A 25,544-nucleotide genomic window follows, 5' to 3' on the forward strand; every position below is an offset into this window, starting at 1 on the left:
AATGCTGCAATTTTTTAGTGCGTTGCAAAGTGTGCTAGCAGCATTTTTTGGTGTTCAATCTGAAAATAAACGCCAAGTCGATTTTAAACAACACTCTCCTATCTCTATCATCCTAATTGCGATTGTACTATTTATTGCTTTTGTTATCGCAATTTACGCAGTGGTTGCTTGGGTGCTAAATACATAGCCATCAACTCGTCAACTTTATTTCTAGAGCCACCTTTGGGGCTAATAGTGCGCTTTACTTGAATTTGATCAAGTGATGCTTGGCTATAAATTTTTCGAGTCCATACGGTATCGTGATTAGAGATAAGCACTGGTGTATCATTTTCAAAGGCAGCCTTCTCAGCCAGATTAGCCAAATTAGCCTGATCATCTAAATTAAACCCCCCTTTAGCGTAAGACGTAAAAGAAGCTGTTTTACTTAATGGTACATAAGGTGGGTCGCAATAAATAACTGCATTGTTAGGCACTAACTTAAAAACGTCATCGTAATCTAAACAGGTAAAGGTTGCTTTTTGTGCTTTTTCAGCAAAAAAATACATTTCTTTTTCAGGAAAGTAAGGCTTTTTATATTTACCAAAAGGCACATTAAAAATACCTTTTAAATTATACCTACAAAGTCCGTTGTAACCATGGCGGTTCATGTATAAAAACAATATTGAACGTTCATATACATCACGACTTTGATTAAACTGCACACGATATTCGTAATAAGCATCTGCGTGATTATTCAAATCTACAAATAACTTTTTAGCGTCACTAATCAGCTCATCTGGAGAGCTTTTTAGCTCTTTGTATAAGTTAATTAAGTCTGCATTTATATCGTTGAGAATATAGTGTTTAAAGTCACTATTTAAAAACACAGAGCCTGCACCAACAAAAGGTTCAACCAACGTATCAGCATGCTTGCTAGCTTGGTTTAATCGCGCATTAATATTTTCAACTAGGCTGTATTTTCCGCCGGCCCATTTAAGGAAGGCTCTACTCTTTTGCTGCATTGGCTCTTTACTTCAATCTGGTGTTGCGCGATTTTACACTAAAGCAGTGTGTTTTACTGATCAACGAGTGCTATTTCTTGCTTTATTTTACTAATTTTTTTATAGAAAGGTTTATTTTTTCTAACCTCAGCAGATAAAGTATCCATTGCTGATTTTGCTTCGTTTATACTTTCAAAACTGCCAAATGTAACAACCCACCATATTTTATTATTTCGCTTTGTTTGGTAAGTATGAGTTTGCTGCTGTAGATTGAATTGAGCAATAAAATTATCGCTAACTTCCTGCTGAGTTACGGCTAATAATTGAATAACACTATTTGTATCTATTTGCTGCATGTACCATATATTATTTTGGCTACTCTGGGTTTGCTCTGCTGTATTTACTTTTAGAGCTTCAGATTTAACGTCACTTGATACACTGCTTTTATTATTAGTACTATCATCAACATCATTGTCTAATACGTTAACGGTATTCGTAGGTTCGGTAAGGCTTTGCATGATGGCAGGCACATCATTAATGTGTACACGCTCTGCTTTAATATCTGGCTCAACAACTTTGGGGTCATTTAAGTTAATTATTGAGTCATTTTTCTTTATAGCCGGCTCACTTACTTGCTCTATAGATATTGCTGTATTTATTACTTGTGTTTCTTCTTGCTGATAATACTGTTGCCACCACTGTGTCATATCCGACTTATAAAGCAGACCAATAATTAAAAACATAATCAGCAACATCAAAATCAATAAGTGTAATCGCCAAGACACTTTGTCTTTTACAATAATATCGGCTATGTGCTCACTAGGTTGCCAAGCAAGCAATAAGCTGGGATTACCGTGAGCCTCAGCTAAAAAAGTACTAAATACAGGGTCTTCATCATAGGGTAAGTCTGTAAAGTACCACTGCAATAACATCTTGCTTTCTCGAAGCGTTAGCGGCTCCAAATAAATTTCAACAGCGTTATTTAAAGCCAGTTTAGACTGTGAAGCTATTATAATATATAGCGTATTTGGGCTGTTTTTAGAAAGTAACTCAAGCTCAATTAACATCTCATCAGATAATTGCCTACCGCCATCAAGTACCCATAAACATGGCCCGCATGGTTGCTGCTGCAGTAATTGGTAATAGTTTTCAGGTAAACTTAAGTTATGATCAATCAGGGGAGAGTTAAAGCTTTGCTCTAATAACTCACTCATTAGCTGAGCGTCAGTCATTTGTGCACTTACTTGCACAAAGGCTTTATTAAAGTCGTTGTATTTATCTGTAATGAAGGTTTCGAGCATATAACTTTTACCTAGCCCAGAAGTGCCAAGTAAAACAATTAAATTTTGCCCGTACTCAAATTGCAGTGCGATTCTATCCACCAAAGCCGCACGGCTTGGTAAAATTTGTGACTGCATTTACTGCTCGATTAAGTCTCTAACTTGATCATCAGATACATTATCAACTAATGCACACTGGCCAAATTGGGTAGGTAGAATAAAGCGGATAGTGCCTTTTTTATTCTTTTTGTCTTTACGCATATGCGTTAAAAACTGCTCGCTAGTCATTTGCTTTGGAATTTCTGTTGGTAAATTATATAGCTCAAGCAGCTTAATAATTCGATCAACTTCATCTGCGCTTAAATCTTGGCGTGTCTTGGCAAGTTTAGCTGCTAATACCATTCCTGTTGCAACAGCTTCGCCGTGTAACCAAACGCCATAACCCATCTGTGCCTCAATTGCATGGGCAAATGTATGGCCTAAGTTTAACAAAGCCCGTAAGCCATGTTCTTTTTCATCTTGAGCAACTATAAGCGCTTTTATTTCACAACATCTAAAAATGATATGCTGTAAGCATGCTTCATCTAGTTGCTGTAAATTAGTCACATTTCGCTCTAAATAGGCAAATAATTCGGTATCGTAAATCAGACCATACTTAATTACCTCAGCCATACCTGCTGCAAACTCTCGTGCAGGTAGAGTGTGTAATGTTTGCGTATCAATAAAAACCGCTTGAGGCTGATAAAATGCCCCTATCATATTTTTACCTAACGGATGATTTACTGCCGTTTTTCCACCTACCGATGAATCAACCTGTGAAAGCACTGTCGTTGGTATTTGAATAAACGGTACGCCGCGCTGATAACAAGCCGCTACAAAACCAGTTAGGTCACCTACAACACCGCCACCTAACGCAATTAAACACGTATCTCGGCCACAGTTATTTTGTAGTAAAAATGCTGATATTTTTTCAAACCATTCCAATGATTTATATTGCTCACCGTCAGGAATAATAAAAGATAGCGGATTTAGATCAGCTAATGAATCAAGTAACCTTTGCAAATATAAAGGCGCTATTGTGTCATTAGTAATGATGATAGGCCGACAATCACCAATGTGGTGAACCAGGCGGCCATTATCTTGAAGTGCAGATTGCCCAATATAAATAGGATAACTTCGCTCGTCCAAATTAACAGTTAATTTAAGCATGCTTGGCTATTCCTTTATTATTGGTTTTTAAAAATCTAATTTCTCGATGATTTGGTTAGCAACAACTTTAGCGCTTTGCTCATCGGTACGTACAACAAAATCAGCAACTTCTTTGTATAGTGGCTCGCGTTCTTCTGCTAAGCGCTCTAGTACGTTACGAGGTGCTTCTTCAGTTTGCAGTAATGGGCGACGCTTGTCGCGTTGCGTGCGTGCAACTTGCTTCTCTATAGGTGTCTCTAGGTATACAACGATACCTCGAGCCGAAAGCTTGTTTCGAACTTCTTTGCTCATTACTGAACCACCACCGGTAGCAAGTACAATACCTTGCATCTCGGTTAAATCGCCAATAACAGACTCTTCTCGAAGTCTAAAGCCTTCTTCACCTTCAAGATCGAATACCCATGCAATATCTGCACCTGTGCGGCGTTCGATTTCTTGATCAGAATCAACAAATTCAAGGTGTAATTGGTCAGCGATGTGACGACCAATCGTGCTTTTGCCAGCCCCCATGGGGCCAACTAGAAATATATTACGTTTCTCAGCCATATCTTTTAGTACAAACAAACTCTAAAATTTGAAATAAAACCCCGCCTAACGACCTGGCCCCAAAATTAAGGAGGGGATTATCTCAGTAATTGCGGGGGTATTTCAAGTCAATTAGCATAAAAAGCCATATAACGAGCAATTAATCTAAATAATCACCCGTTGGTTAACATAAAACCACTGTATTTTAATCAATTTGTATTTTTGGTGTCACAAAAATAAGTAATTCACGCTTTTCATTAAACTCACTTGTGGTTTTAAATAGTCTTCCTACGTAAGGAATGTCACCTAAAATTGGCACTTTACTCGTAGTATTAATGATCTGCTGCTGGAAAATACCACCGAGTACTACGGTTTGTCCATTCTCAACTAACACTTGAGTTTGAATCTCTTGGGTATCAATAGACACTGCTTCACCTGTTCCCGTTTGTACAGTATCACCACGAGTATCTTGAGTAATAATTAAGTCTAGAATTACTTTATTATCAGGTGTGATATGAGGTGTTACTTCTAAGCTTAGTACCGCTTTTTTAAAGCTTACAGTAGTAGCACCACTTGAAGCTGACTCAGTGTAAGGGATTTCAGTACCTTGCTCTATTCGCGCTTTTTGCTGATTAGCCGCTATGATACGCGGGCTAGCAATAATTTCGCCTTTATTCTCTTCTTCAAGAGCACTTAGTTCTAAATCAATCAGCGTACCGTTAGCCAGCTTTGCTATGTGTAAGCCAATGCTAGCCGCAGGGTTAGTAATAGGTAAATTTACATTTAATCGGTCTGAAATACTTGGTGCATTTGAAGTAGATGTCGCATTATAAATACCTTCTGCGCCTTCAAGGGAGCCTGAAATACCAACACTACTGCCTTGATCACTAAAGCCCCAGCGTACGCCTAAGTCTTCAGTAACGTTATCGCGCACAGTTACCATTCGAGATTCAATTACAACCTGCTGTACCGGAATATCGAGCGTTTCTATCATCCGGCGAATGTTTTCTATACTCTTTACAGTATCTTTTACTAATAAGGTATTTGTACGCTGATCAACCGAAACACTACCACGGGCAGTTATGATGCTGTTCGTATCTGTTTTTAATAAGTCAGCAAAATTTTCGGCTTTAGCATAGTTTAATCGAATGTATTCACTATAGAGTGGCTCTAAGTCTTCAACTTGCTGTTTAGCTTTTAAATCTTTGGCTTCACGTGCCGCAAGCTCCTCTGCAGGCGCTACCATTAAAATAGAGCCATCCATGCGTTTGTCTAGCCCTTTAATACGCAGTACTACGTCAAGCGCTTGATCCCATGGTACGCCATCTAAACGCAGTGTTATATTACCTGTCACTGAATCACTGGTTACTAAGTTAAAATCGTTATAACCCGCAATAATTTGTAGTGCTGCTCGCACAGAGATATCTTGAAAATTTAAGGTCATAGGGCGACCTTGATACTCAACTCCACCATCTAAATAGGCGTTTTGCGTTTCATCTTTTTCTACCGTCAGCGTTAAAATATTATCTATTTGCTGATACGTAAATGTAAACTGAGCATTTGGCTCAATAACGACACGACTTAATCCGTCTTCTTTAAAAGTCTCGATATTACTTACAACAGTACCAAAATCTAATACATCTAATTCATAAAGTAGGTCATCTAAAATATCGGTGTGATGAAAGTCAGCGTAAATTTTCCCGCCACTTTCATGGACTTCAATTGCAGCTTGAGTGTCTTGTAGAAATACGAGTACTTTCGCTTCACCCTTTTCACCACGTCTAAAATCAATTGACTGGATACGGTTGATGTAATTTCCACTTACGTCACCTGAGTCCATCGCTACATCTTCATTTTCAGATTCTGTAAGAGGATTATCAGACACGCGTATTGATACTAAGTTGTTATGAACTTCAGTTTCATAAATTTTTAATCTATCTAAGTTTACCGTTACCTTTAAACCACTGTTAGTTAAAACATTAGTAACACTGCTAATTCCAGCTTGATTAACTTCAACATCATTTAAACCAACCTCTAACTCTGCGGTATCAAAAAACATTTCGATTCGGGCTGGGCTATTAAACACCTGAACTTTTGGCTCAAGCGTTAACTCTTCATCAAAAACAAGCTGTAACTCAGTTTCGCCTTTAAGTAATGGATTATAACGAACATCATAAAGTAACGGCCCTGCAACGGCTGAATTTACAGTGACTAAAGCAACAGCAGCCAGTAATGTTCGTGAAATACGATGAAGCCAAAGTACATCCTTATGCATGCTATTTTTACCTTTTTTATTATTAATTTGCGCCATCTGTTGCCGCCTCTAACATTTCTAATTTAGTCAAGCGCTCTTTCCAACAGCCAGACCCATCAGGGATTAATTCCACTAACTCTATATAGTCGTTACTTACTGTTTTTACTTTGCCATCATAACTACCAAGGTAATTCCCTACCGTTACACGATGCAAAGTAGCGTCAGCTGCTGTTATTAATGCCCATATTTGTCCACTAGAACCAATTGTGCCTTTCATTGCTAAGTTATCTAGCGGGTATTTTTCTAACGGTTCGCGGCGACGCTCTTGATCTGGGTGCAAACAGTTTTTTACTTGCGTTAATTTATTTTGGATTATCTCAGGCTGAGGCGCTACAAACGGACTACGTAGCTGACCAGCACTGTACTCAAATATTTCAAACTTTGTCAGCTCAGGAATTGATTCAACCTTTGGTGTTGTGCTTGCTTTTACCTGATCAATAAATTCTTTTTGCTCAGACGTATCATCATTACAACCACTCAAAACAAACACCATTACTACAGGTACTACGCGAAGGAGCTTCATTTTTTAACCCCTTCTTCATAGCGATATGTTTTTGCAACAACACTAAATGTTAACTGTTTATCGCCCGATGATAAAATAGAAAAGTCATGTAAGCTTACAATTCGTGGTAACTGAGCTACTTTACCCACAAACTCACCAAATTCATGGTAGGTCCCTATCACTTCTATTTTAATCGGTAATTCAGTATAAAATTCTTTCTCGACTTCTGGTAACCAACCTATTTTTAAAAAAGTCAGACCACTTGTTGTGCCAACATACGACAAATCATCAAGTAAACCAGGGGTTTCGTTAGAGGTAGGTAAACGTTTTAATAATTGTGAAAACTTATCTTCCATTTCAATCATTTGTTGACGGTAGATCTCAAGCTTACTCGCGACTGCGTATTTAGTGCGATAAGTTGTGCGTAACTCGACCTCTTTCGCAACTGCACTGTGGTAACTATCAATTTCATCAGAAACTAATAGGCTATAACTAAAAAACAATACAAGTCCGGCAACAAACGTACAGCAAATTGCTTTAACTGCAATAGGCCAATCGCCAATGTTATCGAGCTCTATTTCATTCCAATCAATTTCACTCAGTGCTTTAAAATCAAGGCTCATCGCTAACCTCACCAATTTTATCAAATGGTTTTACATAAAATTCCATATTAAAATCACTAAGTAAACGCGAAGATTGATCGCCTGCAACAATACCTTGCATTGAAGGATTCTCTAGTAAATATGAGCTTTGTACTTGGCGCAGCATTGTTGATAAACGGTTATTAGATTCACTGCGTCCCAATACATGTATTTGGCTGCCTCTGCGCTCGAGTTTTGTTAAGTAAACCCCACCCGGCACTATTTTGGCAACTTCATCCATTATTTGCGTACCCAAATTACGGCTGCTTTGTAATTCTTCAATGAGTCTCATACGCTGTTGTAAGTTTTCTTTTCTTTTATCTAAACTTCTAATTTCACTTATTTTTTTATCTAGCATGCTAATTTCTGAGCTTAAATAGTTATTCTTTAAGTTTTGACCGTCTTTTAATGCACTATAAAAAGAGCTTAATAAGTACATACTCGCAAAACAAAGTATAACGACACCAATAAGTATAGTTACAAATTTCTTTTTCGATTCTTCGCGCTGCGATTCACGCCAAGGAAGTAGATTTATATGTGGCATGTTGAAAAGCTCCTTAATGCCAACCCTGTCGCAATTGCAAACTGCGTTTTGTGACGCTGCATTACATTACGATCTACTTTTGGAGAAATTTCCATATTTTCAAAAGGCTCAGCAACGACAGAGTGAATACCTAGTTCTTCAATGAGTAATCGGTCAATACCTTTAATCATCGATGTACCACCCGTTAATACAATATAGTCGATTTGCTCTTTGCCACTGGTTGTTAAAAACATTTGCACCGCGCGTCGCACTTGTTGAAGTAACGAAGTTTGAAAAGGGGCTAATACTTCAAAGGTGTAGTTTGGCGGTAAATCACCTGATGTTTTACCAATTTCAGCTTCATCAAATCCTTTATTATAATAAGCAACGATACTATTTGTATATTGGTCGCCACCAAAAACTTGGTCACGTGTATAAATTGTTTCCCCTGCTTGAACAACGCTCACGAGCATTAAAACCGCACCAATATCAACCACAGCCACACATTTATTAAATGCGTCGCTAGGTAATTGTTGGTAATACACATCCATTGCACGACTTAATGCATAGCTTTCTACATCAACTATTTTAGCTTCTAAATTTGCAGCTTCTAAAGCGCCAACACGCGCTTCTACACTCTCAGTACGAGCAGCTGAAAGCAAAACATTCATTTTACTAGGATCGGCCTCATTCGTCGAAAGCTTCTCAAAGTCGAGGCTCACTTCATCAAGAGGATATGGAATTAAACTATCGGCTTCAATTTCAATTTGCGACTCAAGTTCAGCATCAGTTAACGATACATCCATGAAGATCACTTTTGTAATGACTGTTTGGCCAGAAACAGCCACTGCTGCAGATTTTAACGACTTTGGTAATTTTTTTCTTAATTTTGTAATTACGTTACCAATCGCTTCAATATCTTGAATTGTGCGCTCACTCATAGCGCCTTTTGGCATCGGCTCAATTGCAAGTGCTTCGAGTCGAAATCCAGTTTCAATTTCACGTAAAAGCACAGCCTTAATAGAGTGCGATCCAATATCAATTCCTACCATCATTTGGGACGGTTTTTGAAATAGTTGACTTAGCATGTTTCAACTTGGCCTTTGTTTTAATAATAAACAAGTTATAATTTTTATATGAAAAAATATTATTCATTTTTTAATCAATATATACTAGCAGTCAAAACTCGCAATTGGGAGTCCATTTAGGGAAATATAAGTGATTTTATTAAAACGAACTTTACAATTTTTTATCATTTGTGTGTTAATTGGTCTGATTACTTTGGTCAGCCTTTATTACTACGTTAAACCTGATATCCCCAGTGTGCAAGTTTTAAAAGACGTGCAATTACAAACTCCTATGCAAGTATTCACTAAAGATGGGCTTTTAATCAATCAATTTGGTGAAAAACGTCGTATTCCAGTGACTATTGATGAAATTCCTCAAACACTCATTAATGCATTTTTAGCGACAGAAGATAATCGATTTTACGATCATATAGGCATAGACCCTATTGGTATAGTACGTTCGGCTGTTGTTCTTATATCTACTGGCGAGAAAAAACAAGGTGCAAGTACTATTACTATGCAGCTTGCTCGTAATTTCTTTTTAACACGCGAAAAAGCATATATCCGTAAAGTTAAAGAAATATTTATAGCGCTTCATATTGAAGGAGTGTTAACAAAAGACGAAATCTTAGAGCTTTATCTTAATAAAATAGAATTAGGTAATCGTGCTTTCGGTATTGGTGCAGCAGCGCAAGTTTATTACGGTAAAGAGCTAAAAGATTTAACACTTGCACAAATGGCGATGATTGCAGGTTTACCTAAAGCACCTTCAGCTTTAAACCCAATTCGTAACCCAACGCGTGCAAAAGCACGCCGAAATGTAGTTTTAGGCCGTTTACTGACCGAAGACTATATAACACAAGAGCAATATAACGAAGCAACTAGCCAACCTATTACAGCTTATTTTCACGGTGCAGAAATAAACTTATACGCACCGTATATCTCTGAAATGGTGCGCGCTGAAATGGTTTCGCGCTATGGGGTAGATAAAGCCTACAACTCAGGTTTTAAAATTTTTACCTCAGTAGAGTCAAAGGTTCAAAAAGCAGCGCAAAACGCACTTGTAAATAACTTACACAGTTACGATATGCGTCATGGTTTTAGAGGTCCAACTGATGTTTTATGGAATCCTGAAACACAACCAGCTTTAACTGAGCAGCAAATACTCAGTAAATTACAGAGCGTAAATGAGTTAGGCACTTTAAAAGTTGCAGCAGTACTCAGTGTTAATAATAAAACAGCTACTGTATTACTTAAAAACGGTGAGCAAACAACCCTCACTTGGGATAGTTTAAAATGGGCGCGTAAGTATATTACTCGCTACCGCCAAAGCTTTGCTCCAAAAGCAGCTACTGATATTTTAACGCCAGGTATGCAAATATGGGTACGTCAAAACGAAGATAACAGCTACTTATTAAGCCAAATACCAGAAGCATCAAGCGCTATTGTATCCCTCGATCCACAAGACGGTAGAATAAAAGCTATTGTAGGGGGTTACAGCTTTGAGCAAAGTCAATACAACCGAGCGATACAAGCTAAGCGTCAAGTGGGTTCTAATATAAAACCTTTTATATATTCGGCAGCACTTGAAAAAGGTTACACGCTTGCGTCTATATTAAATGATGCACCTATAAACCAATGGGATAAGAGCCAAGGCGTAGCATGGCGTCCTAAAAACAGCCCTGCTGTTTACAATGGTCCTATTCGAATTCGCCGTGCTTTAGCACAGTCTAAAAACGTTATTTCGGTGCGCTTACTACGTGGTGTTGGATTGCAACGTACAGCTGACCACTTACTAAAATTTGGTTTTAAAGACGCTGACATTAATCGTAGTGAATCATTAGCACTGGGTAGTGCTTCTATTACCCCGCTTGAACTTGCAAGAGGCATGAGCACATTTGCCAACGGTGGTCACTTAATTGAACCTTACTTTATCTCAGAAATTCAAGATGCTTACGGCAATGTATTGTTTAAAGCAAACCCTGCTCTTGCCTGTGACGAAGAGCCTTTGCTAACACACAATGTACTCTCGATGCATAATAGTGATGATGAAATGGAGCAAACGAAAAAATGTGCGCCGAGAATTATTTCTAAGCAAAATGCATTTTTAATTGCTGACGCTATGAATAGTGCAATTTGGGGGGGTGGTAGCTGGGCTCATAAAACAGGTTGGAGTGGAACCGGTTGGCGAGCACAAGCGCTAGATCGTCGCGATATTTCGGGTAAAACAGGCACAACTAATGACTCAGTAGATACCTGGTTTAGCGGCTTTAATAGTAATGTGATGACCTCAGTTTGGGTTGGCTTTGATAATCCGGGCAACGCTCTTGGTCGCTCTACATATAATAACAACCTAGATAGCAGCCAAATATCAGGTGCGGAATCTGGCGCTAAAACCGCGCAGCCAGCATGGGTTGAATTTATGAAAGCGGCACTTGAAGGCAAGCCTGAAGCCCCAATTGAGCCGCCTGAGGGACTTGTTTCTATTCGTATTGATTTAGCTACTGGTTTATTAAGCCATAAAAATGACTACACGAGTCGATTTGAATATTTTGAAAAAGGTACTGCACCTACAAAGTATGTGCTATCTCAGCCTAACGATATATTTGAAGAAGACACTAAAACAGAAGAAGAGCTATTTTAATAATATGTATGTAATACAAAAACGGCAGCTTATTTAAGCTGCCGTTTTTGTTTAAACCAAAGTTTTATTTTAAGTTTTGAACAAGCCAATATAAATCAGAGTGCACACCCGCAGCGGTCACTTCCCTACCCGCTCCTGGCCCCTGAATCACTAATGCATTATCGCTATACCATTTGCTATTAATTACAAAAATATTATCGCCAGGTGTAAGGTTTGCTAACGCATCGCCATTAGGCACATACGCTATTCCCACTTTAGCAATTACTTCACCTTGTGTGATTTCTAACAAGCCCGTATATCTAAGTACTGAATTTTTAGACTTTGCTGTCACTGCATGCTCTTCGATGAACGCGTCTAGCTGTGCTTTTTTATTTAAAAAGTCATCCCAACTTCCCAGCGCAAGCTCATCTGGCATCAATGCTGATAAGCTAATATCGTCAAGTTCAAGCTCAACACCTAGCTCTCGGGCTAAAATAAGTAGCTTACGCTGCATATCTCGCCCAGATAAATCTTCGCGAGGGTCTGGCTCTGTGAATCCCATTTTCTGAGCTTCCAGTAGCAACTCAGAAAATGGCCTTGTTCCATCATATTTACTGCATAGCCACGAAAGCGTGCCTGAGAAAACACCTTCTATACGTGTTATTTTATCGCCACTATTTTGCAAATCAGCCAAAGCAAAGTTAATAGGTAAGCCAGCGCCTACACTGGTGTTATATCGCCAATGTAAATTACGTTCTGTAATATTACTACGAAGTGCTTTATACCAAGTAGTCGGTGCTGTTCCAGCGTATTTATTAGCACTAATTAAATGACAGTTTCTATCTACAAAGTCTGGATATAACAAGCTAAATTGTTCACTTGCGGTAATATCAATTACAATTTTATGCTCGTAATCGAGCTCATTTATAGCATTCAGTAAATCTGCAGATTGATAGCTATTTGCCTCATGCTGCCATTGAGTTTTCCATTGCTGTGTATTAATACCACTTGCATTAAACAGCATTTTTTTAGAGCGAATTAGACCGACTAATTTAATACTAAAGTCATCCGATAAACGCTCAAATTGTGCCGATAACTGTTTAATGAAAACGTCGCCAACGTTACCAAGCCCCGCAACTATAATTGCGATTTCTTGGCCTTTATTAATTAGCTTATCGTGTAAGTCACTTTGTATATCACTATCTATAAATTGATCGGTAAGCAATAAAGCATAGCCAGTATCTTGATGGACAAAACGAGGTTTTATGCTGTGGAGTTTTAATAAATCTAATGCTTGTAAGCTTAATGTATTAACGTCTTGCTCAGGCGCTACAATTGCACAACCGTTTAAATTTGACTCGCTAATATTTGCCCTACCCGCAAAATAATTAATAACCAGATAAGTTTGTGCTGCAGGTACTACTAAATACACTTCACCATTATGGTTAAAGTGATGAAGGCTATGCTGAATAAGCTGACTAACACTTGCAACCTCACCTTCACTTAATCCTTCAACCATTAATAGGTCAACATTTTGCAACGTAGTTATAAAGCGCTTTTTCTTCGCTGAACCTTCTTTTACTATATCTGTTGGACTTGCTTGTACGTCAAAACTACTGCGAACAGCTAGCTTAATATCTGTGTTTTTAAGAGGCGATAGTGTTTTTGCATGTAATACAGGGTTACCCAAACGAGCTAATAAATTAGCCTGCCCACGGCAAATTTTGCCGTATTTAATCGCTTTTTGTACCTTGCGAGGATCAGTGCTATACACCCCCTGTGTATCAGTCCAAATACATACTTGCTTAGCATTGCAATAATTTGCAAGTAGTGTTGCACTGTAGTCACTGCCATTTCGGCCAAGTGTTACAGTCTCGCCTTTGATATCTGCGGCAATAAACCCAGTAACAACATTTATTTTATTAGGCAAAATTAACTGCCCACATTGCTGCGCATTTTGCGCATGCATTAATTCGCCATCATTTAAGGTAAAAAGAGTACGTGCATCTTGAGCGCATGCCTCAATATTTAGCTGCTGTAAATAAGTAGCGAGTAAACGTGCTGACCACAGTTCGCCATGTGCAAGTAATGCAGCCTCTTTTAGCTGCTCAGCTTGAGCAAGTTCTGCAATATAGCTAAGTTCGATACTTAGTGTTTTAAGTGCACTTCGTTTGAAATCGGCTTCTAATAGCTGCTTTATTAAATCACTTTGATGGTTATTTAACTGCAGTAAAATATCAGCTACTGCTTGAGTATCTTGTTTTTGATAGCTTTGCCAAAGTAATACTAGCGTATCGGTTGTCTTACCCGCAGCCGATACCACCACACAATCACCCGGTTGAGTATGTGTAATTATTATTTTTGCTACGCTTTGGTATCGCTCACTTGAGCTTAAACTTGAACCACCAAATTTATGTACACAATTGACCATATTAATCACCAAAGCGCCGGACGGGCTGCACTTAATTTAACGTTCCCACCAGAAGTGCCTGCACCTTTGCCTACACGGCCAACATTTTTATTTTGCCCTGGTTTTACAAGTTCAAACACTCGCTCAAAATCAGCGACTAAATCGTGTATATCTTCAATACCTACCGAAATACGAATAAGCGTATCGCCCACACCCGCTTCTAAACGTGCTGTTGCCTCCATACCTGCGTGCGTCATAGTTGCAGGGTGACAAATTAAGCTCTCTACGCCACCTAGTGACTCAGCTAAACTAAACGTTTTAAGACTAGTTAAAAATGCCGCAGCGTCATTTATATCGCCTTTAATATCAAAACTAACCATGCCACCAAAACCAAGTTGCTGTGCTTTAGCCAGTTCATGTTGAGGATGTGACTCAAGACCTGGGTAGTAAACTTGGCTTACATATTCAGAGCTTTCAAGATACTTAGCTATTGCCAGTGCATTTTCTTGATGCTGCCTTAGGCGCACATTTAAAGTACGTAAACCACGAAGCGTTAAATAGCTATCAAAAGGCGCACCCGTAATTCCAATGTTATTAGCCCACCAAGCAAGCTCATCGCCTAACTCTTGTGTTGCGGCAATAACAGCGCCGCCTACTACATCTGAGTGTCCGTTAATGTATTTAGTGGTTGAATGCACCACAATATCTACACCAAACTTAATAGGGTTTTGTAAAGCAGGCGACAAAAACGTGTTATCTGCAGCCACCAATGCACCGCATTGCTTTGCAACATCGGTAACCGCTTTAATATCTGTTAAACGAAGTACTGGGTTACTTGGGGTTTCTATCCAAATAAGCTTAGGTTTAATTACTAAAATTTGTTGAAGGCTTTCTTCTTTTGTTAAATCTAATATTTCGAGCTTTAGTAGTCCGCGTTTTTGTAAAGATGTAAATAAACGATAGCTGCCACCATAACAATCATGTGGAATTACTAACGTATCGTCACTATTAAGTAGCTGAGTAGCTAAATGCACGGCAGCCATGCCTGTAGCTGTAATTATGCCACGAGCGCCACCTTCAAGCTTAGCAAGCGTCTCAGCTAAAATATCACGATTAGGATTACCGCTACGACCATAATCATACTCACGCTTAGTATCAAAGTCGGCAAACGAATAAGTAGTCGATAAATAAATTGGCGGTACCACCGCACCATGATGTTTATCAGCATCAACGCCGTTACGTACAGCAATGGTCGCTTTGTTTTTTTCGCTCATATTCGTCACCTGATTAATTTGGATGTTTAGACGTCTAAAAGAGTAAGTTATCCGTTTTGATAAGTCAAAGTATTTTAAAGCTCTAGATGGCTAAAAGTAGAAGAGGCCTCTGCGAATAACACATTTTAGCTCACAAAAGTGTGCTTATCTTTACACCTACAATAGGCTTATTAAGATAGATCTGTATCTATTATTTGACTATCTTTTTTAAATCGATAGAATTTCACGCATATTTACACGCTTTTTATACCGTGTGAGAAATTAATAATCTGAGGCAACGATACATCTTATGGCTAAATGGAATGGTGAGTATATTCACCCATACGCAGAACACGGTAAAAAATCAGAGCAAGTTAAAAAGATCACCGTTTCGATCCCGCTAAATGTATTAAAGGTATTAACTGACGAACGTACACGTCGTCAAATCAATAACCTTCGCCATGCTACAAATAGTGAATTGCTATGTGAGGCATTTTTGCATGCTTTTACTGGCCAACCTTTACCAAATGACGATGACTTACGTAAAGATAACGCCGAAAAAGTGCCAGAAGAAGTTAAAAAAATAATGCAAGAAATGGGTCTAGAAGTACCCGTTTTAAACGAAGAATAAATATTACAAAGACAAAAAAACCTCAGTAATTACTGAGGTTTTTTTATGTCTAAATTTTATTGCATAGCTCTACTGTATAGATTTACTGCATATAGTTTTCAGGTAGCTCAATTTGTGCAACACCTGACTCAATAGCAGCAAGTGCAACAGCTCTTGCTATACGCGGCAGTAAACGTGGATCCATTGGTTTTGGAATAATATACTGCGCACCAAATTCTAGTTTATCTACTCCAGCGGCTTTTAAAACTTCTGCAGGTACTGGCTCTTTGGCAATACTTCGAATAGCATCTACTGCAGCAATTTTCATTTCATCGTTAATAGCACTTGCACGTACATCAAGCGCACCACGGAAAATAAACGGGAAACATAAAACATTATTAACTTGGTTAGGGTAATCAGAGCGCCCTGTTGCCATGATTAAATCGTTGCGTGCGCCGTGCGCAAGTGCAGGATCAATCTCAGGATCTGGATTTGAACATGCAAACACAACTGGTTTTGCAGCCATTAGCTTTAAATCTTCAGCCGCTAATAAGTTAGGGCCAGAAACACCCACAAACACATCAGCATCTGCAATTACATCTTGCAATGTACGCTTATCGGTATTGTTAGCAAAAAGCTGTTTGTATTCATTTAAGTCATCGCGGCGGGTATGAATAACACCTTTGCGGTCAAGCATATAAATGTGTTCACGCAGTGCACCACACTTAATTAACAGCTCCATACACGCAACAGCGGCAGCGCCTGCACCTAAACATACAATAATTGCATCTTCAATTGACTTACCTTGTACTTCTAGCGCATTTAACATACCAGCAGCCGTAACAATGGCAGTACCGTGTTGATCATCATGAAAAACAGGAATACTACAACGCTCTATTAATGCTTTTTCTATTTCAAAACACTCTGGTGCTTTAATATCTTCAAGGTTAATACCACCGAATGTGTCGGCAATGTTGGCAACCGTATTAATAAAGTCTTCTGTTGTTTTGTGCTTAACTTCAATATCGATAGAATCAAGCCCTGCAAAACGTTTAAACAATAGCGCTTTACCTTCCATTACAGGCTTAGACGCTAAAGGACCTAAATTACCAAGGCCTAGAATTGCAGTACCATTAGTAATAACCGCAACCATGTTACCTTTACCAGTATATTTATAAGCATTTGCAGGATCTGCAGCTATTTCACGTACAGGTTCGGCAACACCTGGGCTATACGCAAGTGCAAGATCATGAGCCGTTTCAGCTGGTTTTGTAAGCTCAATGCTAATTTTACCTGGTACGGGATGTGAGTGGTAATGTAGTGCTTGTTCACGAAAGTCAGACATAACGCGATGGTATCCTGCAATTTAAGTTAAAGTGAGAGATGGAGTCTTGGGGTACGATACCCTTATTATTTTTAAATTCCAAGCAATATCAGGTCTATCCTGTTATATGCTATATCCTTTAATTTTAAGAGGTTTTTCAGTAACTTTGCAGGATTATATCAACATTTAATAAATAAAAATTCACCTAAAAAGTAAGTTTTAAGGTGCTTTTATGCCTATCAAAATCTTATAAAATGTATACTTAAAGTATCAGCATAAACTTAGAATAACAGCCTACTACCCTACTTTAAAAACAGATAAGCCCACGTTAGCTACTTTTATCAACCTAGTTAAAAATTGTACTATTTAAAATATAGAGAATATCTATCGATTTGTCTGTAAAGGATTATGCATACTCAGAATAAGAATAGGAAATAGTTATGCAAAAGGAGGGGATAGTTAAAATCAACGAAATAATACCAATCTGCTTATATATGGGGTCTATTTAACGTTAAGAAAATTACGCTAGAACTAGGCAAAAATTTTTGTATCTAGTTGTTCTAAATAAAAAAATTTTAACGACGTTATAGTGCAATTTAATTCGTTAAATTGCTCAAAGATTTATGTAGGTTGGCTTAAGATAATAAATAACAAATTTTAGGCACAAAAAAAGCACCCTAAGGTGCTTTTTTTAACTAAACAGCAATAATTACTTCTTGCTGGCAAGTGCACCGAAGCGCTTGTTGAAGCGATCAACACGTCCGCCAGTGTCTAAAACTTTTTGCTTACCAGTGTAAAACGGGTGACACGCAGAACATACGTCTAAGTGAATGTCTTTACAAAGAGTTGAGCTAGTTTCGAATTTATTTCCACATGAACATGTTGCAGAAATTACTTCGTACTTAGGGTGAATACCTTCTTTCATAGGAACCTCTAGTTAAGGCCGCATCGCTCTCCAAACCCGGAGTTTGGCACCATACGTCGTTAAAACAAATTTGTTGGTGGCGGATTTTATCCAACAACCTCCCCCCACACAAGTATTTATTTATATTTTTGCCAAAAAAGTGAACAATCTCTTTCTCAAGCACTATTGCTAGTAGGTTTTTAGCGTTATTTTTAGTACATTACAGCATTAATTTTACGGGTTGAGTTGTTATGAGTTTTGTTGAAGTTGCTATTAAAGTCCCGCTTCCACGCACCTTTGATTATAAAATAGAAGAACAGCTCAGTGGCTTATCAATTCCCTTACTACCTGGCATGCGAGTTTTGGTACCTTTTGGTAATCAAAAAAAAGTAGCGGTTGTTTTGGGTATTAAAAGCAGTACCGACGTCCCTTTAAATAAAATTAAAAATATTATAGAGGTAATAGACGACGCCCCTATTTTAAGTGCCCAGCATTTAGAACTCCTTAGCTTTACTGCCCGCTATTATTGCTATCCATTAGGCGAAACTATTCATATAGCGCTACCTGGTGCACTTCGCCAAGGTGAATCGCCTGATAAAACCAGTATTAATATGGTTGCCCTGACAGAAAAAGGTGCAAAAGTACCGTCATTAAAAGCTAAAACACAGCTCAACCTATTAAAGCAGTTATCGCAATCAGGTAAGTCATCATTAACTGAGTTAAAAGCACTGGGCTTTAGTAAAAAAACAATAGATAGCTTAATAGATAAAGAACTCATAACACAAACTATTGAGCACGATAACCAATGGCAAAGTGTTGCTCCAACCGTCGGTAGTAAACCAGTACTTAATAAAGAACAAGCGGTTGCTTGCACAGCTATAAATCAAAGTACTGGCTTTAGCAGCTTCTTATTAGAAGGCGTAACGGGCAGCGGTAAAACCGAAGTGTATTTACAGTGCCTAGAAGAAGTACTCAAACGTGGCGAGCAAGCCCTCGTACTCGTGCCCGAAATCGGCCTAACACCACAAACCGTAAACCGTTTTCGCCGCCGCTTTCCTGATACACCCATTATGCTTTGGCACTCAGCACTTACCGACAACGAACGTTTACAAACATGGCGTTTTTGCGAAAAAGGCAGTTGCGCGATAGTTATTGGCACGCGTTCGAGTATTTTTCTGCCATTTTTAAAACTCGGTATGATTGTTGTTGATGAAGAACACGATTCATCATTTAAACAACAAGATACCCTTCGTTACCATGCTCGTGATTTAGCCGCTTACAGAGCTTTTCAGCATAAAATTCCGCTTATATTAGGCAGCGCCACACCCGCGCTTGAAACACTTCACAAAGCAATTAATAACAAATACCAGCTATTAAGTTTAACCGAGCGCGCGCAAACAGCGACTGACAATCAGTTTAAGTTACTCGATATGAAAGGTCAGCCCGACCAAGCAGGTATTGCACATGCAAGTCTTGCTACTATGCGTCAGCACTTAAATCGCGGTAAACAGGTTATGGTATTTTTAAATCGCCGAGGTTTCTCACCCACCCTTATTTGCCATGAGTGCGGTTGGTTGAGCGAGTGTAAACGATGCAGTACCAGCGCTACATTTCATAAAGCGATTGGGCAAATGATCTGTCATCACTGTGGCGACCAGTACCCTGTCCCTCACCAATGCCCTGACTGTGGAAGTACGCAAATATTTCCTAACGGTAAAGGCACAGAGCAAATTGAAGAGTTTTTATCGACCGAATTCCCTGATACACCTGTTACTCGTATAGACCGCGATTCAACTCGCCGTAAAGGTAGCCTTGAAAAAGCACTTGATGAAATAAACCTAGGCGGCGCACGCATTTTAGTGGGCACACAAATGCTTGCCAAAGGCCATCACTTTGCAGATGTAAGCCTTGTTATAATTTTAGATGTAGATAGCGGCTTATACTCATGCGACTTTAGAGCGACAGAGCATTTAGCGCAATTAGTCACCCAAGTAGCGGGGCGTGCTGGACGTTCAGGTGAGCCTGGTCAAGTGTTATTACAAACACACTTTCCAGAACACCCTCTTTTGCAAGACTTAGTTAATAATGGTTACCAAGACTTTGCCCGCTTTGCTCTTAGTGAGCGCGATGATGCTGACTTACCGCCCATTACAAATATGGCCATTGTGCGTGCACAAGGACATAGTATTAAACTAGTCGTCGATTTTTTGACGGATTTGGTTCCTGTGAATGGGGTATCTGGTATACAATTGCTCGGTCCGATCCCTGCCCCACTTGAAAGAGTCGCAGGTATGTATCGTTTTCAATTGCATATTCAAGCGCAAGATCGTCGCATATTACATCAGTACCTTGCGCAAATGGTTGATTATTTAAGTACCAGTAAACTTGCACAAAAAGTACGCTGGAGCTTAGACGTAGACCCTATAGACATGATTTAGGTTAAGGCCAAAATAACACCATGGCACAGCACGATTATATTAATAAAAAGCCTGCAGGCAGAAACAGTAAAAAAAACGCACCCGCTAAAAAACCATTTCCTATTCTTTTAGCCGTTATAGCCATCTTACTTGTAGGTGGTTTTGCCTACACACTATGGTTTATAAAAAGTAATGCCGATCCAAAGCTTGTCGAAAAACAAGCTAACCCAACTGCACCCGCAAAAGTAGAAGTTGTTATTCCACGTACACCGGAATTTATTAAAGAAATTAGAAACCACGAGATTCAAGTTGAAGTAAAAGAACTTGAGCAAAAAGGTCCTTATGTTATGCAATGCGGTTCGTTCAGAACTCATGCACAAGCTGAATCATTAAAAGCTAAAATCGCATTTGCAGGGCTCATTTCTGAGATCAAACAGGCTGAAGGCAGCAATGGCACTTGGTATAAAGTACGTTTAGGCCCTTATAAAACCAAACGCCAAGCCGAAAGCGATAAAAACAAACTTAAACGTGTAAAAATAGTCGGCTGCGGAATTTGGGGCTGGACTTGAAAATAAACCATTCACCCATATAACCTCATCATAATCGTTTTTTACGAGTTGCCTCTGCAGCTCGATGATGAGGAATAACATGACTACTATCGTAAGTGTTCGCCGCGGCGACAAAGTTGTAATTGGCGGCGATGGCCAAGTTTCACTTGGTAACACCGTAATGAAGGGCAACGCCCGCAAAGTTCGACGTCTTTATAATGGCAAAGTAATCGCTGGTTTTGCCGGCGGTACTGCTGATGCCTTCACTCTTTTCGAACGTTTTGAAAGCAAATTAGAAATGCACCAAGGTAACCTAACTAAAGCCGCAGTAGAAATGGCTAAAGATTGGCGAAGTGACCGTGCACTTCGAAAACTCGAAGCGCTGCTCGCTGTAGCAGACGAAACAGCCTCTTTAATTATTACCGGTAATGGCGATGTAGTTCAGCCAGAAAACGATTTAATTGCAATTGGTAGTGGTGGTAACTTTGCGCAATCAGCTGCAACCGCCCTTTTAGAAAATACAGATTTAAGCGCTCGTGAAATAGTAGAGAAAAGCTTAACTATTGCAGGCAACATCTGCGTATTTACTAATAACTTCCAAACAATCGAAGAATTATAATAGGAACTATTATGTCTGATATGACCCCAAGAGAAATTGTTCACGAGCTAGATCAGCACATTATAGGTCAGGCTAAAGCTAAAAAAGCAGTCGCTATTGCGCTTCGTAATCGCTGGCGCCGCATGCAATTAAATGAAGATTTACGCAGTGAAGTAACCCCAAAAAATATATTAATGATTGGTCCAACAGGCGTAGGTAAAACAGAAATTGCCCGCCGTTTAGCAAAACTTGCTAACGCACCATTCATTAAAGTAGAAGCGACTAAATTTACTGAAGTTGGTTATGTTGGTAAAGAAGTAGATACGATCATACGTGACCTCGTTGATGTTTCAATTAAAATGACTCGCGAACAGCAAACTAAAAAGTTTAAACATCGCGCCGAAGAAGCAGCAGAAGAGCGTATTTTAGATGCACTTTTACCACCGGTTAAAGATCAATATGGCGAAAGCCAACGCGACGATACTTCATCTACTCGCCAAACATTTCGTAAAAAATTACGTGAAGGTCAATTAGATGATAAAGAAATCGAGATTGAATTAGCGCAAGCTCAATCAAACGTAGAAATTATGGCGCCTCCTGGTATGGAAGATATGACCAACCAGTTACAAAGCATGTTTCAAAACATGGGCGGCGATAAACGCACTAAACGTAAGTTAAAAATTAAAGAGGCCTTCAAACTATTAACGGAAGAAGAAGCCGCTAAATTAGTAAACCCTGAAGAGCTAAAAGAACAAGCTATTTTTGCAGTAGAGCAAAACGGTATTGTGTTTATAGATGAAATAGACAAAATTTGTAAACGTGGTGATTCTTCAGGCCCTGATGTGAGCCGAGAAGGTGTTCAGCGCGACTTACTACCGCTAATTGAAGGCTCCACTGTAAATACTAAGCACGGAATGGTTAAAACTGACCATATGCTGTTTATTGCCTCTGGTGCGTTTCAGATGGCAAAGCCATCAGATATGATCCCAGAGCTACAGGGCCGCTTACCGATTCGAGTAGAACTTGAAGCACTTACTGCAGATGACTTTAAACGCATCCTTACAGAGCCTCATGCATCGCTTACCGAGCAACAACGAGAGCTGCTTAAAACTGAGCAGGTATCGATTGAGTTTAGCGACGATGCAATTGAGCGTATTGCCAAAGCAGCGTGGCAAGTTAACGAGAAAACCGAAAACATCGGTGCTCGTCGTCTACACACTGTAATGGAAAGATTGATGGAAGAAATTTCATACGACGCTTCTGAAAAAGCAGGCTCGTCATTAGTAATCGACGCCGCTTATGTTGAAAAACACTTAGGTGCACTTGTTGAAGATGAAGACTTAAGCCGCTTTATTCTATAAAACGAATATAAACGTTATACTAAAAGCCTCCAGATTGGGGGCTTTTTAATGGGATATATTAAATGAAACACGTAACAAAAGTGCATTACCACAGTGTAAGTAAAAATCTAGATGTTTACTTTGATGATGACAGTAAAGCTGTATTTAGCTGTGAGTTTTTACGTGTACACTCCCCTTCAGCTGAAGTGCAGGGCCATGGCTCTGGCCCAATGAAGCTAGTACTTAATAAGCAAGCTGTAGGAATAAAAAGTATTGTACCTGTTGGGCATTACGCACTTCGTTTAGATTTTGACGATGGCCATAACAGCGGACTATTTAGCTGGCGCTACTTTGAAAAACTACAACAGCAACAAGATACATTGTGGAGTGAATATTTAGCGCGGGTAACTGAACACGAAAAAAGTAAAGATAGCGTGCCTATAAAATTTGTTCCTTAAACTTTATAGGCCCGTTCTATTAAGCGTTATTAAACCTTAAATTTATCAATTGCAGTGAACAGAACGCGAGCCTGCTCAGAGACCTCTTCACTTGTTTGCGCATTGTTAGCAGCATGTTCAGTTGCGTCTTGTGCAATATCGCGAATTCTTACTACATTTTTATTAACCTCTGATGCCACTTGGCTTTGCTCATCAATAGCAACTGCTATTTGAGAGCTCATTTCCATTATTGTTTGTACATCTTCAGTAATTGCGCCTAATAGCTCACCTGCTTTAATTGCTTGCGAGGCACTTTCATCACCTTGAGAGCGACATTTGTGCATAATACTCACCACTTCTTGAGTACGCTGCTGTAAGGTACTTATAATACCTTCAATCTCACTTGTAGACTCTTGAGTACGCTTTGCTAATGAACGAACCTCATCTGCAACAACAGCAAAACCACGACCATACTCACCAGCACGGGCCGCTTCTATTGCCGCATTAAGTGCAAGTAAATTTGTTTGATCTGCAATCCCTCGAATTACATCAAGCACTGAACCAATTGTTTCACCATCTTTTTCAAGTTGCGACACTACATTTGATGCATTCCCCAGCGAATCAGATAGGGCCCTAATGTGCTTAACGGTAGAATCTACTTCACTACGCCCTTGTTGTGCACTTAAATTTGTTGACTCTGCTTTTTTCGCAGCCGCTTCAGTATTATGTGAAATATCCTGAATCGTCGCCTGCATTTCGGTGGCTGCCGTTGCAACCATGTCGGCTTCATGTAGTTGCTCTTGCATACCAGAGCTTGTTGCTGCGGTACTTTGTGATAAATGCTCTGTTGCTACATTAAGCGTGTTTAAAGCACCATTAACTTCGTTAATTAAGTTCTTAAAATCGCCTATTAAGCTATTAAAGTCGACCGTCATGGTGGTAATTTCGTCTTTACCAGTTTGCTCTATCATCACGCTCAAATCATTATTACGACGAATATCGTTAATGGTGTGATAAACCCGCTCAATAGGTACAATAATGGAGTGGCTTGTAAAATAAACGAGCGCTAATACAATCACACCTGCAATCACAAATACCAAAATAGCTAAAAATTGAGCCTGCTCTACACTTTGCTCTACTTGTAACTTAGTGTCTTTAACGATTTTAGAAACAATGGCGTCGCTTTTATCTACACTGTCACGCATTACTCCAAGTGCGCCTGACTCAAGATCTAGCCCTAGCTTAGTTTGCGCCTGCACAAGTGTTTGAAATTCGCTTTGGTATATATCAATCAAAGGATTAATTTGTGCTTTATAGTCGCTTGGCAGCTGTGCTGCAGCTATCTGCTGCTTAAATGTATTAATTCCCTCATTAAAACGCCCTAGGTACTTAATATCAAATCTCAGCATGAAATCTTTTTCTGAGCGTCTTAGTTGCAGCATTGACGACAGCAGTTGGTAATTTTGCTGCTCTTTTAATAGTTGCTCAACTTCATGAACCGAGCTTCTAAGCTTGCCATATAACCCGTCGGTCGGGGTTAAACCAATCTCTTTTTGAAGCTTAACAACAGTATCAAAATCATTATTATAGCTATTTATTAGTTGCTCAAAGCGCTGGACCTGCTCCTGTGCAATACCTTGGTTAGCCATTAACTGTTGTAACTTTTTTACTATATCACTTAACTGCTCAAAATCCGTTTCAAATGCAGTTAACGCGTCTTCTTGTTTATAAAACAAAAAGTTTTTTTCATGTTTACGCAATGCTAATGCATGTACGTTGAGCTCTTCTGCTAATTGAATAGTCTTGTTTAAGCTCAAGGTTGTACGTGATTCAAAAATAATCACGCATAAAAGGACCACCATTGCTAAACCAACAACGACTGCGTTTAGTTGTAAACGTCGTTTAATTGTTAAGTTTTGTAAAAAATTCATCGCTAACGCCTTTTTTAAATATGCATTTGTATTATAGCTAATAGATCAAAAGCGACTAATTAATTTAACTTTTTATTATTGGTAATTCTAAACAGTTTAAATGTGATG

General features: G+C 39.0%; 22 protein-coding genes. 8 read left to right on the top strand and 14 right to left on the bottom strand.

Annotation, left to right across the window (positions count from 1 at the left end; translation table 11 throughout):
- Position 1 precedes the first annotated feature (1 nt).
- A complete protein-coding gene (locus L659_RS1000000123370; protein ID WP_081709141.1) occupies positions 2 to 187 on the top strand; it encodes a DUF2970 domain-containing protein in 186 nt (61 codons plus the stop codon).
- On the opposite strand, the gene L659_RS0105625 is transcribed toward L659_RS1000000123370, so the two are convergent.
- From L659_RS0105625 to L659_RS0105665, 9 genes are all read right to left on the bottom strand, one after another.
- Complete coding sequence (locus L659_RS0105625) at positions 144 to 1,001, bottom strand: Dam family site-specific DNA-(adenine-N6)-methyltransferase (RefSeq protein WP_024589888.1); 858 nt, start codon at positions 999 to 1,001, stop codon at positions 144 to 146. The two genes, L659_RS1000000123370 and L659_RS0105625, sit on opposite strands and share 44 nt — an antisense overlap.
- A 53-nt stretch (positions 1,002 to 1,054) precedes the next feature.
- On the bottom strand, positions 1,055 to 2,398 hold the full coding sequence (locus tag L659_RS0105630; protein WP_024589889.1) for an AAA family ATPase: 1,344 nt from the start codon (positions 2,396 to 2,398) through the stop codon (positions 1,055 to 1,057).
- Positions 2,399 to 3,469: a 3-dehydroquinate synthase gene (gene aroB, locus L659_RS0105635; protein ID WP_010553793.1), complete on the bottom strand. Its 1,071-nt coding sequence runs from the start codon at positions 3,467 to 3,469 to the stop codon at positions 2,399 to 2,401.
- A gap of 27 nt (positions 3,470 to 3,496) precedes the next feature.
- Positions 3,497 to 4,015, bottom strand: a complete 519-nt coding sequence (aroK, locus tag L659_RS0105640; RefSeq protein WP_004589350.1) for a shikimate kinase AroK — start codon at positions 4,013 to 4,015, stop codon at positions 3,497 to 3,499.
- A 184-nt stretch (positions 4,016 to 4,199) separates the two neighbouring features.
- On the bottom strand, positions 4,200 to 6,305 hold the full coding sequence (locus L659_RS0105645) for a type IV pilus secretin PilQ (RefSeq protein WP_024589890.1): 2,106 nt from the start codon (positions 6,303 to 6,305) through the stop codon (positions 4,200 to 4,202).
- Entirely contained in the window at positions 6,292 to 6,831 is a 540-nt protein-coding gene (locus L659_RS0105650) for a pilus assembly protein PilP (RefSeq protein WP_007586272.1), read from the bottom strand. Before L659_RS0105650 ends, L659_RS0105645 begins: the two co-directional genes overlap by 14 nt.
- On the bottom strand, positions 6,828 to 7,433 hold the full coding sequence (locus L659_RS0105655) for a type 4a pilus biogenesis protein PilO (RefSeq protein WP_007586270.1): 606 nt from the start codon (positions 7,431 to 7,433) through the stop codon (positions 6,828 to 6,830). Before L659_RS0105655 ends, L659_RS0105650 begins: the two co-directional genes overlap by 4 nt.
- Entirely contained in the window at positions 7,423 to 7,995 is a 573-nt protein-coding gene (locus L659_RS0105660) for a PilN domain-containing protein (protein WP_007586268.1), read from the bottom strand. The genes L659_RS0105655 and L659_RS0105660 overlap by 11 nt, the downstream gene beginning before the upstream one ends.
- Positions 7,983 to 9,062: a pilus assembly protein PilM gene (locus L659_RS0105665; RefSeq protein WP_024589891.1), complete on the bottom strand. Its 1,080-nt coding sequence runs from the start codon at positions 9,060 to 9,062 to the stop codon at positions 7,983 to 7,985. The genes L659_RS0105660 and L659_RS0105665 overlap by 13 nt, the downstream gene beginning before the upstream one ends.
- Positions 9,063 to 9,192: 130 nt before the next feature.
- Here L659_RS0105665 and L659_RS0105670 point away from each other — a divergent pair, with 130 nt between their 5' ends.
- Positions 9,193 to 11,685: a penicillin-binding protein 1A gene (locus tag L659_RS0105670; RefSeq protein WP_024589892.1), complete on the top strand. Its 2,493-nt coding sequence runs from the start codon at positions 9,193 to 9,195 to the stop codon at positions 11,683 to 11,685.
- Positions 11,686 to 11,749: 64 nt separating this feature from the next.
- Here L659_RS0105670 and metL read toward each other — a convergent pair whose 3' ends face one another.
- Positions 11,750 to 14,095: a bifunctional aspartate kinase/homoserine dehydrogenase II gene (gene metL, locus L659_RS0105675; RefSeq protein ID WP_024589893.1), complete on the bottom strand. Its 2,346-nt coding sequence runs from the start codon at positions 14,093 to 14,095 to the stop codon at positions 11,750 to 11,752.
- A 5-nt stretch (positions 14,096 to 14,100) separates the two neighbouring features.
- Positions 14,101 to 15,348 (bottom strand): cystathionine gamma-synthase, encoded by a 1,248-nt coding sequence (gene metB, locus L659_RS0105680; protein WP_010553801.1) that lies wholly within the window; start codon positions 15,346 to 15,348, stop codon positions 14,101 to 14,103.
- Between the two features lie 289 nt (positions 15,349 to 15,637).
- Between metB and metJ the strand changes: the two genes are divergently transcribed.
- On the top strand, positions 15,638 to 15,958 hold the full coding sequence (metJ, locus tag L659_RS0105685) for a met regulon transcriptional regulator MetJ (RefSeq protein ID WP_007586263.1): 321 nt from the start codon (positions 15,638 to 15,640) through the stop codon (positions 15,956 to 15,958).
- Between the two features lie 82 nt (positions 15,959 to 16,040).
- Here metJ and L659_RS0105690 read toward each other — a convergent pair whose 3' ends face one another.
- Both L659_RS0105690 and rpmE read right to left on the bottom strand, forming a co-directional pair.
- Entirely contained in the window at positions 16,041 to 17,282 is a 1,242-nt protein-coding gene (locus L659_RS0105690) for a malic enzyme-like NAD(P)-binding protein (protein WP_007582028.1), read from the bottom strand.
- A gap of 688 nt (positions 17,283 to 17,970) precedes the next feature.
- Positions 17,971 to 18,186: a 50S ribosomal protein L31 gene (gene rpmE, locus L659_RS0105695; RefSeq protein WP_007582029.1), complete on the bottom strand. Its 216-nt coding sequence runs from the start codon at positions 18,184 to 18,186 to the stop codon at positions 17,971 to 17,973.
- Between the two features lie 230 nt (positions 18,187 to 18,416).
- Between rpmE and priA the strand changes: the two genes are divergently transcribed.
- The 5 genes from priA to L659_RS0105720 all read left to right on the top strand — a co-directional run bounded on the left by priA (position 18,417) and on the right by L659_RS0105720 (position 23,526).
- Positions 18,417 to 20,603, top strand: coding sequence for a primosomal protein N' (priA, locus tag L659_RS0105700; protein WP_007582030.1), 2,187 nt, complete (start codon positions 18,417 to 18,419; stop codon positions 20,601 to 20,603).
- A 20-nt stretch (positions 20,604 to 20,623) separates the two neighbouring features.
- Positions 20,624 to 21,151, top strand: coding sequence for an SPOR domain-containing protein (locus tag L659_RS0105705; protein ID WP_007582031.1), 528 nt, complete (start codon positions 20,624 to 20,626; stop codon positions 21,149 to 21,151).
- Positions 21,152 to 21,230: 79 nt separating this feature from the next.
- Positions 21,231 to 21,749 carry an ATP-dependent protease subunit HslV gene (gene hslV, locus L659_RS0105710; protein WP_002958366.1) on the top strand — a complete coding sequence of 173 codons (519 nt, stop codon included), beginning with the start codon at positions 21,231 to 21,233 and terminating at the stop codon, positions 21,747 to 21,749.
- A gap of 11 nt (positions 21,750 to 21,760) precedes the next feature.
- A complete protein-coding gene (hslU, locus tag L659_RS0105715) occupies positions 21,761 to 23,089 on the top strand; it encodes an HslU--HslV peptidase ATPase subunit (RefSeq protein WP_024589894.1) in 1,329 nt (442 codons plus the stop codon).
- A 62-nt stretch (positions 23,090 to 23,151) separates the two neighbouring features.
- Positions 23,152 to 23,526, top strand: a complete 375-nt coding sequence (locus L659_RS0105720) for a gamma-butyrobetaine hydroxylase-like domain-containing protein (protein ID WP_002958364.1) — start codon at positions 23,152 to 23,154, stop codon at positions 23,524 to 23,526.
- A gap of 29 nt (positions 23,527 to 23,555) precedes the next feature.
- Here L659_RS0105720 and L659_RS0105725 read toward each other — a convergent pair whose 3' ends face one another.
- A complete protein-coding gene (locus L659_RS0105725) occupies positions 23,556 to 25,436 on the bottom strand; it encodes a methyl-accepting chemotaxis protein (protein ID WP_024589895.1) in 1,881 nt (626 codons plus the stop codon).
- Positions 25,437 to 25,544 lie beyond the last annotated feature (108 nt).

The sequence above is a fragment of the Pseudoalteromonas sp. S8-8 genome (genome assembly GCF_000497875.1).
GTDB classification, from domain to species: domain Bacteria; phylum Pseudomonadota; class Gammaproteobacteria; order Enterobacterales; family Alteromonadaceae; genus Pseudoalteromonas; species Pseudoalteromonas arctica.

Coding starts and splice junctions, on each gene's coding strand:
- L659_RS0105725 (WP_024589895.1), bottom strand. CDS start 25,436: ATGAATTTTTTACAAAACTTAACAATTAAACGACGTTTACAACTAAAC.
- metL (WP_024589893.1), bottom strand. CDS start 14,095: ATGGTCAATTGTGTACATAAATTTGGTGGTTCAAGTTTAAGCTCAAGT.
- L659_RS0105665 (WP_024589891.1), bottom strand. CDS start 9,062: ATGCTAAGTCAACTATTTCAAAAACCGTCCCAAATGATGGTAGGAATT.
- L659_RS0105690 (WP_007582028.1), bottom strand. CDS start 17,282: ATGTCTGACTTTCGTGAACAAGCACTACATTACCACTCACATCCCGTA.
- L659_RS0105645 (WP_024589890.1), bottom strand. CDS start 6,305: ATGGCGCAAATTAATAATAAAAAAGGTAAAAATAGCATGCATAAGGAT.
- metB (WP_010553801.1), bottom strand. CDS start 15,348: ATGAGCGAAAAAAACAAAGCGACCATTGCTGTACGTAACGGCGTTGAT.
- L659_RS0105625 (WP_024589888.1), bottom strand. CDS start 1,001: ATGCAGCAAAAGAGTAGAGCCTTCCTTAAATGGGCCGGCGGAAAATAC.
- aroK (WP_004589350.1), bottom strand. CDS start 4,015: ATGGCTGAGAAACGTAATATATTTCTAGTTGGCCCCATGGGGGCTGGC.
- rpmE (WP_007582029.1), bottom strand. CDS start 18,186: ATGAAAGAAGGTATTCACCCTAAGTACGAAGTAATTTCTGCAACATGT.
- hslV (WP_002958366.1), top strand. CDS start 21,231: ATGACTACTATCGTAAGTGTTCGCCGCGGCGACAAAGTTGTAATTGGC.
- aroB (WP_010553793.1), bottom strand. CDS start 3,469: ATGCTTAAATTAACTGTTAATTTGGACGAGCGAAGTTATCCTATTTAT.
- metJ (WP_007586263.1), top strand. CDS start 15,638: ATGGCTAAATGGAATGGTGAGTATATTCACCCATACGCAGAACACGGT.
- L659_RS0105655 (WP_007586270.1), bottom strand. CDS start 7,433: ATGAGCCTTGATTTTAAAGCACTGAGTGAAATTGATTGGAATGAAATA.
- hslU (WP_024589894.1), top strand. CDS start 21,761: ATGTCTGATATGACCCCAAGAGAAATTGTTCACGAGCTAGATCAGCAC.
- L659_RS1000000123370 (WP_081709141.1), top strand. CDS start 2: ATGCTGCAATTTTTTAGTGCGTTGCAAAGTGTGCTAGCAGCATTTTTT.
- L659_RS0105660 (WP_007586268.1), bottom strand. CDS start 7,995: ATGCCACATATAAATCTACTTCCTTGGCGTGAATCGCAGCGCGAAGAA.
- L659_RS0105720 (WP_002958364.1), top strand. CDS start 23,152: ATGAAACACGTAACAAAAGTGCATTACCACAGTGTAAGTAAAAATCTA.
- L659_RS0105705 (WP_007582031.1), top strand. CDS start 20,624: ATGGCACAGCACGATTATATTAATAAAAAGCCTGCAGGCAGAAACAGT.
- L659_RS0105630 (WP_024589889.1), bottom strand. CDS start 2,398: ATGCAGTCACAAATTTTACCAAGCCGTGCGGCTTTGGTGGATAGAATC.
- L659_RS0105650 (WP_007586272.1), bottom strand. CDS start 6,831: ATGAAGCTCCTTCGCGTAGTACCTGTAGTAATGGTGTTTGTTTTGAGT.
- priA (WP_007582030.1), top strand. CDS start 18,417: ATGAGTTTTGTTGAAGTTGCTATTAAAGTCCCGCTTCCACGCACCTTT.